At 71.2% G+C, this 14,172-nt stretch carries 14 protein-coding genes; 7 read left to right on the top strand and 7 right to left on the bottom strand.

All coding sequences use genetic code 11. The features are described from left to right. The first annotated feature begins 74 nt into the window (after nt 1–74). Both ACI3EY_RS05860 and ACI3EY_RS05855 read left to right on the top strand, forming a co-directional pair. On the top strand, nt 75–1,121 hold the full coding sequence (locus tag ACI3EY_RS05860; protein WP_405037953.1) for a TerC/Alx family metal homeostasis membrane protein: 1,047 nt from the start codon (nt 75–77) through the stop codon (nt 1,119–1,121). 174 nt (nt 1,122–1,295) lie between these two features. Then, entirely contained in the window at nt 1,296–2,297 is a 1,002-nt protein-coding gene (locus ACI3EY_RS05855) for an SDR family NAD(P)-dependent oxidoreductase (protein ID WP_405039733.1), read from the top strand. Nucleotides 2,298–2,333: 36 nt separating this feature from the next. Here ACI3EY_RS05855 and ACI3EY_RS05850 read toward each other — a convergent pair whose 3' ends face one another. Together ACI3EY_RS05850 and ACI3EY_RS05845 are read right to left on the bottom strand one after the other, a co-directional pair. Then, on the bottom strand, nt 2,334–3,515 hold the full coding sequence (locus ACI3EY_RS05850; protein ID WP_405037951.1) for a zinc-dependent alcohol dehydrogenase: 1,182 nt from the start codon (nt 3,513–3,515) through the stop codon (nt 2,334–2,336). Between the two features lie 169 nt (nt 3,516–3,684). Beyond that, nucleotides 3,685–4,083: a hypothetical protein gene (locus ACI3EY_RS05845; RefSeq protein ID WP_405037950.1), complete on the bottom strand. Its 399-nt coding sequence runs from the start codon at nt 4,081–4,083 to the stop codon at nt 3,685–3,687. Nucleotides 4,084–4,173: 90 nt separating this feature from the next. Here ACI3EY_RS05845 and ACI3EY_RS05840 point away from each other — a divergent pair, with 90 nt between their 5' ends. After that, nucleotides 4,174–4,656 (top strand): SRPBCC family protein, encoded by a 483-nt coding sequence (locus ACI3EY_RS05840; RefSeq protein ID WP_405037949.1) that lies wholly within the window; start codon nt 4,174–4,176, stop codon nt 4,654–4,656. Nucleotides 4,657–4,696: 40 nt separating this feature from the next. Here ACI3EY_RS05840 and ACI3EY_RS05835 read toward each other — a convergent pair whose 3' ends face one another. Genes ACI3EY_RS05835 through ACI3EY_RS05815 form a run of 5 tightly spaced genes read right to left on the bottom strand, consistent with a single transcriptional unit; the run spans nt 4,697 to nt 10,065 of the window. After that, nucleotides 4,697–5,491, bottom strand: coding sequence for an SDR family NAD(P)-dependent oxidoreductase (locus ACI3EY_RS05835; protein WP_405037948.1), 795 nt, complete (start codon nt 5,489–5,491; stop codon nt 4,697–4,699). Beyond that, nucleotides 5,488–6,423 (bottom strand): PCC domain-containing protein, encoded by a 936-nt coding sequence (locus ACI3EY_RS05830; protein ID WP_405039732.1) that lies wholly within the window; start codon nt 6,421–6,423, stop codon nt 5,488–5,490. The genes ACI3EY_RS05835 and ACI3EY_RS05830 overlap by 4 nt, the downstream gene beginning before the upstream one ends. Then, complete coding sequence (locus ACI3EY_RS05825) at nt 6,420–8,054, bottom strand: acyl-CoA synthetase (protein ID WP_405039731.1); 1,635 nt, start codon at nt 8,052–8,054, stop codon at nt 6,420–6,422. The genes ACI3EY_RS05830 and ACI3EY_RS05825 overlap by 4 nt, the downstream gene beginning before the upstream one ends. Further along, nucleotides 8,051–9,223, bottom strand: a complete 1,173-nt coding sequence (locus tag ACI3EY_RS05820; RefSeq protein WP_405037945.1) for an acetyl-CoA acetyltransferase — start codon at nt 9,221–9,223, stop codon at nt 8,051–8,053. The genes ACI3EY_RS05825 and ACI3EY_RS05820 overlap by 4 nt, the downstream gene beginning before the upstream one ends. Further along, nucleotides 9,220–10,065, bottom strand: a complete 846-nt coding sequence (locus tag ACI3EY_RS05815) for an IclR family transcriptional regulator (protein ID WP_405037944.1) — start codon at nt 10,063–10,065, stop codon at nt 9,220–9,222. The genes ACI3EY_RS05820 and ACI3EY_RS05815 overlap by 4 nt, the downstream gene beginning before the upstream one ends. A 311-nt stretch (nt 10,066–10,376) precedes the next feature. Between ACI3EY_RS05815 and ACI3EY_RS05810 the strand changes: the two genes are divergently transcribed. Genes ACI3EY_RS05810 through ACI3EY_RS05795 form a run of 4 tightly spaced genes read left to right on the top strand, consistent with a single transcriptional unit; the run spans nt 10,377 to nt 14,172 of the window. Next, a complete protein-coding gene (locus tag ACI3EY_RS05810; protein WP_405039730.1) occupies nt 10,377–11,390 on the top strand; it encodes a DctP family TRAP transporter solute-binding subunit in 1,014 nt (337 codons plus the stop codon). A 4-nt stretch (nt 11,391–11,394) separates the two neighbouring features. Then, nucleotides 11,395–11,946, top strand: coding sequence for a TRAP transporter small permease (locus ACI3EY_RS05805; RefSeq protein WP_405039729.1), 552 nt, complete (start codon nt 11,395–11,397; stop codon nt 11,944–11,946). Beyond that, nucleotides 11,943–13,403, top strand: a complete 1,461-nt coding sequence (locus ACI3EY_RS05800; RefSeq protein WP_405039728.1) for a TRAP transporter large permease — start codon at nt 11,943–11,945, stop codon at nt 13,401–13,403. Before ACI3EY_RS05805 ends, ACI3EY_RS05800 begins: the two co-directional genes overlap by 4 nt. A 1-nt stretch (nt 13,404) precedes the next feature. After that, nucleotides 13,405–14,172 carry an SDR family NAD(P)-dependent oxidoreductase gene (locus ACI3EY_RS05795; protein ID WP_405037940.1) on the top strand — a complete coding sequence of 256 codons (768 nt, stop codon included), beginning with the start codon at nt 13,405–13,407 and terminating at the stop codon, nt 14,170–14,172.

Below are 14,172 nucleotides of genomic sequence, written 5' to 3'. Positions count from 1 at the left end.
CGCGCTCGGCACGCGCCCCACCCGGGGTGAAGGAGACCTCGCACCCCCGAAGGCTGCGAGGTCCCATCGTGCCCGTGCTGTCCCAATCCGTCCCCGACCCGTCCGAGCTGCACACGATCGCCGATCTCAACCTCTGGCTGATCACCGTCGGTGGCATCCTTGCCCTGCTGGCGCTGGACTTCCTCATCACCCGCCGTCCGCACGCCGTCTCCATGAAGGAGGCGCTGGGCTGGTCCGCGTTCTACATCGCGCTGCCGCTCACCTTCGGCCTCTACGTGTGGAACGTGCACGGCCACCAGATCGGGCTGGAGTACTACACCGGGTACCTGGTCGAGAAGTCCCTCTCGGTCGACAACCTCTTCATCTTCATCCTCATCCTGACGACCTTCGCCGTCCCGCGTGAGCTGCAGCAGCGGGTGCTGCTCTTCGGCATCATCGGCGCGCTGGTCCTGCGCACCATCTTCATCGCGCTCGGCGCCGTGCTCATCTCCCAGTTCGCCGCGATCTTCCTGGTCTTCGGCGCGATCCTGCTCTTCACCGCCTGGGGCGTGCTCAAGGATGCCCGCAGCGACACGCACACCGACGTGAACGAGCTCAAGGCCGTCAAGATCGTCCGCCGCTTCTGGCCGATCACCGACGACTACCAGGGCACCAAGCTCAGCGTCCGCGAGCAGGGCAAGCGCGCGCTGACCCCGCTGGGCCTGGTGATGCTGGCGATCCTGGGCACCGACGTGGTCTTCGCCGTCGACTCGGTCCCGGCCGTCTACGGCATCACCGGCGACCCCTACCTGGTCTTCGTCACCAACGCCTTCGCGCTGCTGGGTCTGCGCGCGCTCTACTTCGTGCTCGAGGGGGCACTCGGCAAGCTGCGCTACCTCGGCTACGGGCTGGCGCTCATCCTGGCCTTCATCGGCGTCAAGCTGGTCCTGCACTGGGCGCACGGCGTCTGGGAGGGCGTGCCCACGGTCCCGACCCTGGTCTCCCTGGTCGTCATCGTCGTGGTGCTCGTCGTCACCGCGGTCGCGAGCATCGTCGCCGAGAAGCGCGACCCGACCACCGAGGACCCCGAGGACACCGACGCGATCAACCAGACCACGGTCAGCCCCACCGACGATCGGTAGGGCTCTCCGGGTCGGGTCCCGGTCATCCCACCGGCACCACGCGTCACGCACTGACCGGAAAGTCCGGATCTGCGCAAGACATATCTTGCGCGGATCCGGACTTGTCGCGCAGATGGCGGGCAGGGCCCGTCGTTCCCGGTCGCGGGGCAGGGGGTGTGTGCATACCGTCGAGAGATGGACACCACCGATCGCCCCGTCGCCCTGGTCGCCGGCGCCTCCCGCGGGCTGGGCCTGCTCATCGCCACCGACCTTGCCGCCCGCGGCCACGACGTGGCGATCTGCGCGCGCGACCTGGAGGAGACGCAGCAGGGCGCCGAACTGGCCCGGCAGCGGGCCCGGGCCACCACCGGGCCCCGGGCCGGTCGGGTGCTGGCGCTGCGCTGCGACGTGTCCGACCGGGACGCCGTCGCGGGCATGGTCGAGCAGGTCGAGCAGGAGCTGGGCCCGATCGAGGTGCTGCTGCACGTCGCCGGCGTCATCCAGGTCGGGCCTGCCGAGGCGATGGCCTTCGAGCACTTCGACGAGGCGATCGGCACCATGCTCACCGGTGCGGTCAACACCGTCTGGTCGGTGCTGCCCGGTATGCGCGAGCGTGACCGCGGCAGGATCGGCGTGGTCACCAGCATCGGCGGCGTCGTCGCCCCGCCTCACCTGCTCCCCTACGCCACCGCCAAGTTCGGCGCGGTCGGCTTCACCCAGGGCCTGGCCGCCGAGCTGGCCGGCACCGGGGTGAGCGCCACCTGCATCGTCCCGGGGCTGATGCGCACCGGGTCCCACGAGAACGCCATGTTCACCGGGGACCGGGCCGCCGAGTATGCCTGGTTCGCCCCGGCGGCGTCCCTGCCGCTGCTGTCCATGGACGCGCGGCGCGCGGCCCGGAAGATGGTCGACGGCGTCCTCGCCGGCAGGCCGATGGTCACCCTCACCCCCCTCGCCGCCGTCGGCTCCCGGGTGCACGGACTGATGCCGGCCACCACCATCCGGGTGATGGGCCTGACCACCCGCCTGCTGCCGGGCACCCCCGCCTCCGGGGACACGACGACTTCGGTGCGGGGCAGCGCCGCCGCCGACCGGCTCGGTTCCGCGGCCTCCGCCGTCGTCGACCGGCTCACCGTGCTGGGCAGCCGGGCCGCGGCCCGGCTGAACCAGCGCGACCCCGGCGCGACGCTCCGCTGAGCGCCAGCCGGGGCCGCGAGGGGGACGTGCTCGCACTCAGGGGGTCATGACCACCTTGAGGCAGCCGTCGGCCTTGTCGTTGAAGGTCTTGTACATCTCCGGAGCCTCATCCAGCGACACCCGGTGGGTGGCCAGGCCCTCGAGGTCCAGCACGTCGGCCTCCTGGGAGACCAGCGCGTTCAGCTCGTCGGTCCAGCGGCGCACGTGGCACTGGCCCATCCGCAGCTGGACGCCCTTGTCGAAGAGCTCCATCATCGGCATCGGGTCGGCCATCCCGCCGTAGACGCCGCTGATCGAGACGGTGCCGCCGCGGCGCACCGCGTCGATCGAACCGTGCAGCGCCGCGAGCCGGTCGACACCCGCGGTCTCGATCGCCTTGCGGGCGATCGGGCCGGGCAGCCGCTTCGCGACGGAGACCGCGGCCCCCAGCACCGGGCTGCCGTGCGCCTCCATGCCCACCGCGTCCAGCACGCCGTCGGCGCCGCGGCCGTCGGTGACGTCCCGGACCGCCTGGCCGACGTCCTTCATCTCGGTGAGGTCGACGATCTCGGCGCCGTGGCGGCGGGCCGCCTCGAGGCGCTCGGGCACCAGGTCGACCCCGATCACGCGCAGACCCTTGTGCTTGGCCACCCGCACCGCGAGCTGGCCGACCGGGCCCAGACCCATCACGGCGAGCGTCCCGCCGTCCGGCACGGCGGCATACTCCACGCCCTGCCAGGCGGTGGGCAGGATGTCGGAGAGGTAGAGCACCCGCTCGTCGGCGAGGCCGTGGTCCACCTTGACCGGGCCGAAGTCGGCGTGCGGGACGCGCACCATCTCGGCCTGCCCGCCGGGGACCGCGCCGTAGAGGCTGCTGAACCCGAAGAGGCTCGCCCCGGTGCCCTGGTCCACGTTCTGGGTGGTCTCGCACTGGGCGAAGAGGCCGCGGCTGCACATCCAGCAGTGCCCGCAGCTGATGTTGAAGGGGACGACGACGCGGTCGCCGACGGCGAGGTTCTGGACGCCGCTGCCGACCTGCTCGACGATGCCCATGAACTCGTGGCCGAGGACGTCGCCCTGGGTCATGTACGCCCCGAGGACGTTGTAGAGGTGGAGGTCGGAGCCGCAGATGGCGGTCGAGGTGACCCGCACGACCGCGTCGGTGGGGTCCTGCAGGACGGGGTCGGGGACCTCGGTCACGGCGACGTCGGTCAGGCCTTGCCAGGTAAGTGCACGCATTCCTTCACGCTAGGTGCCACGTGCCCGGTATGCAGGGTGAGCAGCCGCACCGCGGTGGGTGACCGCGGTGGGTAGAGGTTGCCTGACGACCGCTAGCCACCGCGGTGCGTGCATTCACCGCGGTGACAAGAGGTTGCCCTGGCGACCGTTAGCCACCGCGGTGGCGGGCTCAGTGGGCCAGCACCCCGGCCGGCAGAGCGTCGGCGAAGTCACGTACTGAGCCGCCCAGGGCGTCCAGCTCCTCGGCGCTGAGCAGCAGCACGTCCCGGCCGTCGGCATACCGGCCCAGGACCAGCGGCAGGGTGAGCCCGACCAGGGCTTCGGCCTCCGCGTCGCTCAGCTCGTTGCGGTGCACCACCCGGATCGGCACCCGGGCCCGCTCCAGCAGCGCGTCCCAGGACTCCTTGCGGCGCACCGGCGAGTGGGTGACGTCGCACAGGCCGCAGTGCGCCCGGCCCAGCACCTTGCCGACCACGTAGGCCGCCTCGCCGCGCCAGCCTCCGTCCGCGTTGTAGACACCCAGCACCTCGACGAGCTCACCGCCGACCGACCCACCGCCACCAGCCATGGGCCCAGTGTGGCGCACCCGGCGCGCTCCCCGACGGACCGACACCGCACAGGTCGTTTCGGCCCTCTCGCCGTCTGCGACGATCGAGGTATGAGCTCTCTCACGCACGCCGAGTCGGTCACCGTCCACGCCACCCCGGAGGCCCTGTACGACCTGGTCTCCGACGTGACCCGGACCGGCGAGTGGAGCCCCATCTGCACCGGCTGCTGGTGGGACGAGGGCGCCACCGGCCAGGTCGGCGACTGGTTCACCGGCCGCAACGAGGTCCCCGGGCGCACCTGGGAGACCCGCAGCGAGGTGGTGGTGGCCGAGCGTGGCACAGAGTTCGCCTTCGTCGTCGGCGGCTCCTACGTCCGCTGGGGGTATGCCCTCGCCCCGGTCGAGGGCGGCACCCGGCTCACCGAGTCGTGGGAGTTCCTGCCCGCCGGACTCGCGATGTTCCGGGAGAAGTACGGCGACGACGCGGACCGGGAGATCGAGGCCCGGACCCGCGCCGCGCACGAGGGCATCCCCGCCACGCTGGCCGCGATCACCCGCATCGCCGAGCGGGACGGCGACGTAACGGACGCCTGACCGAGCGACCGCCCGCGCGCCTGACCAGACCAACCCCTGGTCAGACCGCGCGCATCGTCAGTCCGCCGTCCACCGGCAGGCACACGCCGTTGACGTAGGCCGCGTCGTCGGACGCCAGGAAGAGCGCCGCGTTGGCCACGTCCCAGGGTGTGCCCATCCGGCCCGGCGGGCAGGCGGCGTGCCGCACCGCGAGCAGCTCCTCGATGGTGTCCGCCTGCGAGGACAGCTGCGCCCGCACCAGCGGGGTGTCGATCAGCCCGGGCGCCACCGAGTTCGCCCGCACCCCGTGCGCCGCGTTCTGCAGCGCGATCGAGACGGTCAGCTGGTTCACCGCGGCCTTGGCCGCCATGTACGCCGGGTAGTCGTAGCCGACGTCGCGCAGCGCGGCCACCGAGGAGATGTTGACGATCGACCCGCCGCCGCGCTCGATCATCGAGGGCAGCACGTGCTTGGCGCTCAGCAGCACCGACTCCACGTTCACCGCGAACGCCGTCCGCCACCGCTCCAGGGTGATCTCGGTGGGCCCGCCGAGGAAGGTGACGCCCACGTTGTTGTGCAGCACGTCCACCGGGCCCAGGGTCGCCACCGTCTCCTCGGTGGCGGCCACGATCTGCGCCTCGTCGGTGACGTCGGCCCGTAGCGCCACCGCCCGGCCGCCCTCGTCGGCGATCATCGCCGCGGTGACCTTCGCCGCCTCCAGCGAGATGTCGACGCACGCCACCGCGCCGCCCTCCCGGGCATACGTGATCGCGGCGGCCTGTCCGTTGCTGACCCCCTCCCCCACCGACCCGGCCCCGAAGACCAGCACCACCTTGTCCTGCACCCGACCGGTCATCGGAGCACCTCCTCGACGTAGAGCTCGAAGGTCACGGCCACCGGGTTCTCGCCCCGGCGGATGACCCCGTTGTGCACCTCTCCGTGGATGTCCACGAGGGTGCCCTGCAACGTGATGCGCGGCTCGTCACCGGTGCCGTCCAGGCCGCCGATGAGCTGGGTGAACTCCACCGCCGGCCAGTCGACCTCGACGATGTCGCCGTCCTCCCCGACCAGCCGCGCCCCGACCGTGCTGCCGAGGCTGGCGCGCACCCGGGCCCGGGTGAAGCCGGCCTCCGCGCACACCTGCGCCACCGCGTCGTCCAGGTGGATCCCGGGCAGCACCCGCGAGATGACGGCCCGCGGGGCGCCCTCCGGCACCGGCGCCGTCACCGGGTCCACCGGGCGCGGCGCAAAGGCCGGCATCCCCGTCTCCGGGTCGTCGGCGCTGAGCTGCTCGGCCCCGGGCAGCGCCCGCAGCACCACCTCGATCGGCACGTCCCCGACCCGGGCCCCGGGCAGCAGGTGGCCGCCGCGCAGGTTGCCCCGCTGGTCCAGCCAGGTGGCATGGGTATGCGTGTACCGCTCGCCGTACCGGTACCCGACGGTCGCGGAGCCGCTGAGCACCATGGCCGGACCGGCGGCGACCTGAGGCTCGCTGAACGAGACCGGGTCACCCTCCTGGGCGCCGAGCGCCGGGAAGACGTAGGGCAGGTGGGAGAACGTCCCGGTGCCCAGCTCCACGCTCGCCGCGAGCGCCCCGGTGGGCTCCAGCAGCGCCCACAGCGCGTCGGTGATCAACTCACCGGACGCCAGCTCCTCGCGCACCACGACCACCGGGCTGGGCACCGAGATGATCCGTTCGCTGCCCGCCGGCCCCCGGTGGACCAGCTGCTCGCCGGCCCGTCCGCGGGCGGTCTGCTCGTTCTGCCCCAGGGTGTCCGCGGCGTTCACGACGACGTGCCCCCGTCGCGGGTGACCAGCAGGTCCCGGATGGCCCGCTTGACGATCTTGCCGTAGCCGGACTTCGGCATCTCCTCCCACACCACGAACCGCTTGGGCACCTTGTAGCGCGCCATCATCGGCTCCAGGTAGGCCCGCAGCTCGGCCTCGTCCACCCTGCCCCCGTTGGCGGGGACGCAGACGGCGACACCGACCTCGCCCCACCTGGCGTCCGGCATACCGAGGACCGCGCACTCGCCCACCGAGGGGTGGGTGAGCAGCTTCTCCTCGATCTCCCGGGGGTAGATGTTGGACCCGCCGCTGATGAACATGTCGGATGCCCGGCCGGTGACGTAGAGGAAGCCCTCGCCGTCCACCATGCCCAGGTCACCGGTGCGGAACCAGCCGTCCCGGAAGGCCTCGGCGTTCGCGGTGTCGTTGTTGAGGTATCCGGCGAAGACCGCCGGGCCGGCCACGCAGATCTCGCCCTGCTCACCGGTGGGCAGGGCCCGACCCTGCTCGTCCTGGATGCTGACCTCCATCCCGGTGCGCGGATAGCCGCAGGTGCCGAACTCGACGCCCTCCGGCGAGGGCCGCCCGTGCAGGTGCGGGGGCAGCACGGTGATGTTGCCGGTCACCTCGCCGAGCCCGTAGTACTGCACCAGCACCTCGCCCAACGCCTGCCGGGCACGGTCCCGGTCGGCCATGTACATCGGGGCCCCGGCGTAGATGACGTAGCGCAGCGAGGAGTGGTCGTAGCGGTCCACCTCGGGCGCCTCGGCGAGCGCCTTGAGGATGGTGGGGACGGTGAACATGTTGGTCACCCGCTCCCGCTCCACCAGCGACCACAGCTCGTCGGTGTCCATGCTGGCCGAGACCGGCAGCACCGTCTTCGCGGCGCGCGCCACCTGGGTGGCGTGGTGGATCCCGGCACCGTGCGACAGCGGGGCCACCACCAGGTGCGCGTCCTCCTCGGTGGTCCCTGGCATCAGGTCGCACAGGTGGTTGGTGACCACGAAACCCATCTGGTCGTGGGTCAGCACCGCGGCCTTGGGCCGACCGCTGGTGCCGGAGGTGAAGAAGTACCACGCGTGGTCCCCGGGCAGCAGGTGCACCGGCTCGGGCGTGGTCGAGGTCGCGTCCCCGCCACCGCCGGCCGAGGGTATGCCGCTGATCGCGCCCTCCTGCCCGTCCGGCGCCCCGATCCACCAGGTCCCGCAGGTCAGCGACCCCTCACCGGCGATGGCGGCCGCGTGCTCGGGGTAGTCGACGTGGCAGACCAGGGCGGTCGGTCGGCACAGGTCCGCCAGCCCGGCGACCTCGTGCGCGGTGAGCCGGTAGTTGGTCGGCGCGAAGACCGCACCGATCCGCCAGGTGGCGTACATGACCTGGATCAGCTCGACGTGGTTCGGCGAGTGCACCATCACCACGTCGCCGCGGCCGACGCCCCGGCGGTGCAGGTCGGCGCACAGGTCGTCGACCAGCGCGTCCAGCTGCGCCCAGGTGATCCGCCGCTCCCCCTGGACGACCGCGTCCCGGTCGGCGAACCGGACGGCGTTGTGCCGCAGCGGCTGCGCCAGGCTGACGGCCCGGGTCCGGGGGCTCAGGGCCGGGGTGGGGCTGAGCGTGTCGAACCCGCTCACCTGACCCGCTCCAGCACCGAGAAGTAGTTGGCTACGGCGGCGCCGCCCATGTTGAACACCCCGGCCACGTCGGCACCCTCGACCTGCATGTCCCCGGCGTCGCCGGTGAGCTGCATCGCGGCCATGATGTGCTGGCTGACGCCGGTGGCCCCGATCGGGTGCCCCTTGGACTTCAGCCCGCCCGAGGGGTTGACCGGCAGGTCGCCGCCGCGGGCGACCCGGCCGCTCTCGATCGCGGTCGCGCCCTTGCCCGGCTCGGCGAGGCCGAAGGCCTCGTACTCCAGCAGCTCGGCGATGGTGAAGCAGTCGTGCGTCTCCAGCAGCGCCAGGTCCTCCAGGGTGGTGCCGGCCTCGGCCATCGCGGCGGTGAAGGCGGCCCGGGCCCCGGCGAACTCCAGCACGTCACCACGTCGGCTCAGCGGCAGGTGATCGTTGGCGTGCGAGCGCCCGCGGAAGCCGACGGCGCGGGGCGCGGCCCCGGCCAGGTCGGCGGCGGTGATCACCATCGCGGCGGCCCCGTCGGAGACCATCGAGCAGTCGGTGCGCCGTAGCGGCCCGGCGACCTGCGGGTTCTTCTCCGAGACGGTGTTGCAGAAGTCGAAGCCGAGGTCGCGGCGCATGTGCGCGTAGGGGTTGTGCACCCCGTTGGCGTGGTTCTTCGCGGCGATCCGGGCCAGGGTGTCGCTGTGGTCGCCGTAGCGCTCCATGTACTGCCCGGCGATCTGGCCGAAGATGGCGGCGAAGCTGCCGGCGGACTCCTCCTCCACCCGGTAGGAGGCGTGCAGCAGCGCGTCGTTGACGATCTGCGGGCTGCTGGCGGTCATCTTCTCCGCGCCCGCGACCAGCGCCACCTTCCCGCGGCCGGACTGGACGAAGTCGAGCGCGGCATACAGCGCGGCGGAGCCGGTGGCGCAGGCGTTCTCCAGCCGGACGGCGGGCACGCGGCCCAGCCCGGGCTGGCCCACGCCGACCAGGCCGGCCTCGAAGCCCTGGGTCGAGAAGCCGGCGTTGAAGACGCCGACGAAGACGCCGTCCAGGTCCGAGCTGTCGACCTGGGCGTGCTCCAGGGCCGCGGACGAGACGCTGGCCAGCAGCGACTCGACGTCGGGCTCCTGGGACTTGCCGAACGGGGTGTGGGCCCATCCGGTGATCACCGGTGATGCGGTCACGTGGTCCTCCTAGGGGTCTGACGCGAGGGCAGGCCTGTGCTGTCCTCGTCGTCGCTATGGGTGAGTGCGGCCTCGATGAGCGAGGCCTCCTTCTTCATGACCGTCACGAGCTCGTCGCGACGGTCGCCGGTCAGTCGTGCCTCGATGCTGGCGATCGAGAGGGCGGCCACCGGTCCCCGGCCGGGCACCTGCAGCACCACGCCGATGGCCCAGGAGCCGGGGGCGACGAGCCCCTCGTTGAGGGCATACCCCTGCTCCCGGCTGCGCTGCAGCACCGAGCGCAGCAGCTCCGGGGAGATCCGCGGGTAGCGGCGGGTCATGATCTCCTCGTTGACCTCGACGACGTGCGCGACCTCTGCGTCGTCCAGGGCCGCGAGGATGGCCAGGCTGCCGGCACCGACCCCGAGCGGGTGCCGGTCCCCGACGGCCAGGGCGTTGTTGCGGATCTCCCCGTAGCCCTCCTCGCGGCGGGCGCAGATCGAGAACGACCCCTGCCGGACCGTGAGGAAGGTGGTGTCCTCGGAGAGCTCGGCGAGGCGCAGCATGCTCGGCACCGCGGTCCGGATGAGGGGGTCGGTCCGCTCCCCGGCGAGCTCGCCGAGGATCTGGGACTGCAGCCCCAGCCGGTACCGGCCGGAGGGCTCGAGCCGCTCGACGTAGCCCATCTGGGTCAGCGTCGCGACGACCCGGTGGACGCTGGCCTTGGGCCGGCGGCTGGTGTGCGCGAGCTCGGCCAGGGTGACCCCGTCCGGGCGGTCGCGGGCCATCACGCCGAGCAGGTTCAGCAGGGTCAGCGCGCGGTGGATGCTCTGCGTCCCCGACCCGGCGGGGGACTCCTCCATAGCCTGAGCGACGTTCCAGGTTGCGGAACGTCTCAACATCTGGCCCCGGTCCCGGATCCGATCCAACGGATCGTCGATCGCATCATTGCGCATAACGGCAGTATGCAGACGTGACCAGCGGAGGTAAAGTCGCGTCTCGCATCGTGGAACGGCAATGTCGATGATCACGTGATGGAACGTTGACACAGCGTCCACCGAGCACGCACGATCGATCCCAGGACACGACGGTGTGCCCCTGAAGCGTCTCCGTCGGTGCCGACCCCATGGCGCGGGTGCAACGACCGCGCCCCGACCCTGTAGGAGACCGCATCGTGAAGCAGACCAAGACCTACGCCCTGTCGCTGGCGCTCAGCGCCGGACTCGTCCTGACCGCGTGCGGTGGAGGCGGCGGCGCGAGCGCCGACGGCGACACCTACGACTGGGACTTCACCATCACCACCGGCAACACCTCGACCTGGAACGATGGCGCCGAGCTGTTCGCCGAGCAGGTCGAGGAGGGCTCGGACGGACGCATCTCCGTCAACATCTTCCCCAACGAGCAGCTCTCCAACGGCGACACCGTCGCCGGCCTGGAGCAGCTGATGAGCGGCGAGAAGGACCTGTCCTTCAACTCCACCATCATCTACGCCAGCATCGACCCGAAGTTCGGCGCGGTGAACGCGCCCTTCCTCTACACCGACCTGGAGCAGGCGCGGGCCACCCTGGAGGACACCGGGATCGACGCCTACACCGAGGCCGCCGCCGAGCGCGGCGTGCAGCTGCTGGCGATGGGCGAGAGCGGCTTCCGCCAGCTCACCAACTCGACCCGCCCGGTGCGCACCCCCGACGACCTGAACGGTCTCAAGGTCCGGATCCCGGGCATCGGCCTCTTCGACGACATCTACCAGGAGATGGGTGCGAACCCGACCACGATGAGCTTCTCGGAGGTCTTCACCTCCCTGCAGCAGGGCACCATCGACGGCCAGGAGAACCCGATCGACATCATCTACACCTCCGGCCTCGAAGAGGTGCAGGACAACCTGACGATGTGGAACTACGTCTACGACCCGCTGATCCTGGGCATGAACAAGGAGGTCTTCGACTCCCTGTCCGAGGAGGACCAGGAGCTGGTGACCGCCGCGGCGCAGGAGGCCGCCGAGCTGCAGATCGCCAACAACCGGGAGAACGAGGCCGGCCAGCTCGAGGAGCTCAAGGGCGAGATGGACGTGGTCGAGCTCACCGAGGAGGAGTCCACCGCCTTCCGCGACCAGATGACCCCGGTCTACGACGACTACCAGGACGTCTGGGGCGAGGACCTCGTCGAGGCCGTCACCCCAGACGAGTGAGCCGATGACCACCCTCGACAAGGTGCTGAGCACCGTGGAGAACGGGCTGGCCGCAGCCGCGTTCGCGGTGATCACGGTGGTCGCGTTCATCAACGTGGTCAGCCGCTACTTCCTCAACGCGTCGTTGGCCTTCACCACCGAGATCACCGTCAACGTCGCGGTCTGGATGACGTTGATCGGTGCGGCCATCGGGGTCCGTGAGGGTGCCCACCTCGGCTTCTCGCTGCTGCACGACCGGATGCGGGGCCGGGGTCGGCAGGTGCTGACCGTGCTGATCGGGGTGGCGATGGTGGTCTTCTTCCTCATCCTCGGCTGGTACGGCTGGGACCAGACCTCCTCGCAGCTGTCCAGCGGTCGTACGACGCCGGCCATGCAGATCCCGCAGTGGCTGTTCAGCCTGGCGCTGCCGGTCGGCTCGGCGCTGGGCATCGTCCGCACCGTGCACGTGACCGTGCGCGACCTGCGCGACCCGAACCCCACCGACCCGGCCGGCGACCGGACCGTCGACGGCAGCCGCCGCACCGACGGCACCCGTGAGACGGAGGCCCCCGCATGATCGAGCTCATCCTCTTCGGCTCGTTCTTCCTGCTGCTCTTCATCGGGGTGCCGGTGGCCTTCTCCCTCGGCCTGGCCGCGATCACCACCCTGGTCTACACCGCCGGCATCGGCCAGCTCTCGGTGATCCCGAGCGTCATCTACGCCTCGCTGTCGTCCGAGACGCTGCTGGCCATCCCGTTCTTCATCCTGGCCGGCGCGATCATGGAGTATGCCGGGATCAGTGCCCGGCTCATCGACTTCGCCGACGCCTGCGTGGGCCGGTTCAAGAACGGCCTGGCGATGGTCGTGGTGATCTCCGCGTTCTTCTTCTCGGCCATCTCCGGCTCCGGGCCGGCGACGGTCGCGGCCATCGGCAGCATCCTCATCCCGGCGCTGATCCGCCGCGGGTACGCCAAGCGGCACGCGGCCTCGATGGTCGCCGCCGCCGGCTCGATGGGCATCGTGGTGCCGCCGAGCATCGCCTTCATCGTCTTCGCGGTGGTCGTCTCCGACTTCCAGCGGGTGTCGATCGGGCGGCTGTTCATCGCCGGCATCGTGCCCGGTCTGATGATGGCCGTCGCGCTCATCGTCGCGGCGTCGCTGGTGCCCCGGATGATGCCGGCCGCGGGCCGCGAACCGGCCCTCGCCGGTGCCGCCGGTGCCACCGGGACACGCGCCGCGGACGACGCGGCGACCGTGTCCTCCGGCAGCGGCCCCGGCCACGGCAGCTCGGCCCACCTGGCCCCGGCCGCCGACCACCGCTCCGAGGTCGAGCAGGAGGTCGGCGAGCACGTCGGCGACGGGCGAGCCGGCACCCACTGGTTCCGCTCCTTCCTGCACGCCGTGCCGGGCCTGCTGGTGCCGGTCATCATCCTGGGCGGCATCTACGGCGGCATCTTCACCCCGACCGAGTCGGCCGTGGTCGCCTCGACGTACGCGCTCTTCGTCGGGCTGGTCGTCTACCGCGAGATCAGCATCCTCAAGCTGCCGACCGTCTTCACCGTCGCCGCCGTGCAGTCCTCGGTGGTCATGCTCATCGTCGGCTCGGCCTCGGTCTTCGCCTACGTGATCACCGCCAACCAGGTCGCCTCCACGGTCGCCGACGCCCTGCTCTCGATCACCGAGAACAGGTTCCTCATCCTGCTCATCGTGCTGCTCATGCTGCTGGTGGTCGGGATGTTCATCGACGCGGTGTCCGCGCTCTACCTCTTCGTGCCGCTGCTCGCCCCGGTCCTGCTCGAGGTCGGGGTGGACGTCACCACGATCGGCGTGCTGATGGTCGTCAACCTGGCGGTCGGCATGATCACCCCGCCGGTCGGGGTCAACCTGTTCGTCGCGGCCGGGATCGCCAAGACCTCCTTGGGCGACGTGATCCGCGGGTCGGTGCCGTTCCTGGTCGCGGTGATGATCGTGCTGTTCCTGGTGACCTACCTGCCGATCCTGTCCAACTGGCTTCCCGACCTCCTGGGGGTATGACATGACCGATCTCTTCGACCTCACCGGCGCGGTGGCGCTGGTCACCGGCGCCGCACGCGGCATCGGTGCCGCGATCTGCGAGCAGCTGGCCGCCCGCGGCGCGCACGTGGTCGCCGTCGACGTGGCCGATCCGGCGGACACGGTCGCGGCGCTGCGCGCGGCATACCCGGACAGCACCGTGCAGGGGCTGAGCGTGGACGTGCGCGAGCGCACCCAGGTGGAGGGTGCCGTGGCGCAGGTGCTGGAGCGTTTCGGCCGGCTCGACGTGCTGGTCAACAACGCCGGCACCGCCAGCCGCAGCGGACTGCCCGGGATCACCGACGAGGAGTGGTTCCGCGACATCGACACCAACCTGCGCGGCACCTTCCTCTTCTGCCAGAGCGCGCAGCCGGCGATGCAGGCGCAGGGCTCGGGACGGATGATCAACATCAGCTCGATCAGCGGGATCATGGGCGGTCCGTCCTCCGGCGGCGAGGACGAGGGCCGCTCCGGCCCTGCCTACGCGGCCTCCAAGGGCGGCATCATCGCCCTGACGAAGTGGCTCGCCAAGGAGCTGGGGACCCAGGGCATCACCGTGAACTCGGTCGCCCCCGGGCCGATCGCCACCCCGCTCACGGAGACCGTCAGCTACGACTTCAGCCAGCAGGTGCTGCCCCGGATGGGACGCCCCGAGGAGATCGGTGCAGCGGTGGCCTACCTGGCCTCCCCCGGTGCCGGCTACGTGACCGGGCAGGTGCTGCGGGTCTGCGGCGGCGCCGCACTAGGCTGA

The sequence above is a fragment of the Serinicoccus shuyuelongi genome (assembly GCF_045032955.1).
Taxonomy (GTDB): domain Bacteria; phylum Actinomycetota; class Actinomycetes; order Actinomycetales; family Dermatophilaceae; genus Ornithinicoccus.
This window is presented reverse-complemented; position numbering and strand designations above follow the sequence as displayed.

Excerpts from the sequence above, each read along its gene's own strand:
- ACI3EY_RS05845 (WP_405037950.1), bottom strand. The coding sequence starts at position 4,083 with ATGGCTGGTGGCGGTGGGTCGGTCGGCGGTGAGCTCGTCGAGGTGCTG.
- ACI3EY_RS05795 (WP_405037940.1), top strand. The coding sequence starts at position 13,405 with ATGACCGATCTCTTCGACCTCACCGGCGCGGTGGCGCTGGTCACCGGC.
- ACI3EY_RS05855 (WP_405039733.1), top strand. The coding sequence starts at position 1,296 with ATGGACACCACCGATCGCCCCGTCGCCCTGGTCGCCGGCGCCTCCCGC.
- ACI3EY_RS05850 (WP_405037951.1), bottom strand. The coding sequence starts at position 3,515 with ATGCGTGCACTTACCTGGCAAGGCCTGACCGACGTCGCCGTGACCGAG.
- ACI3EY_RS05800 (WP_405039728.1), top strand. The coding sequence starts at position 11,943 with ATGATCGAGCTCATCCTCTTCGGCTCGTTCTTCCTGCTGCTCTTCATC.
- ACI3EY_RS05805 (WP_405039729.1), top strand. The coding sequence starts at position 11,395 with ATGACCACCCTCGACAAGGTGCTGAGCACCGTGGAGAACGGGCTGGCC.
- ACI3EY_RS05840 (WP_405037949.1), top strand. The coding sequence starts at position 4,174 with ATGAGCTCTCTCACGCACGCCGAGTCGGTCACCGTCCACGCCACCCCG.
- ACI3EY_RS05815 (WP_405037944.1), bottom strand. The coding sequence starts at position 10,065 with ATGGAGGAGTCCCCCGCCGGGTCGGGGACGCAGAGCATCCACCGCGCG.
- ACI3EY_RS05835 (WP_405037948.1), bottom strand. The coding sequence starts at position 5,491 with ATGACCGGTCGGGTGCAGGACAAGGTGGTGCTGGTCTTCGGGGCCGGG.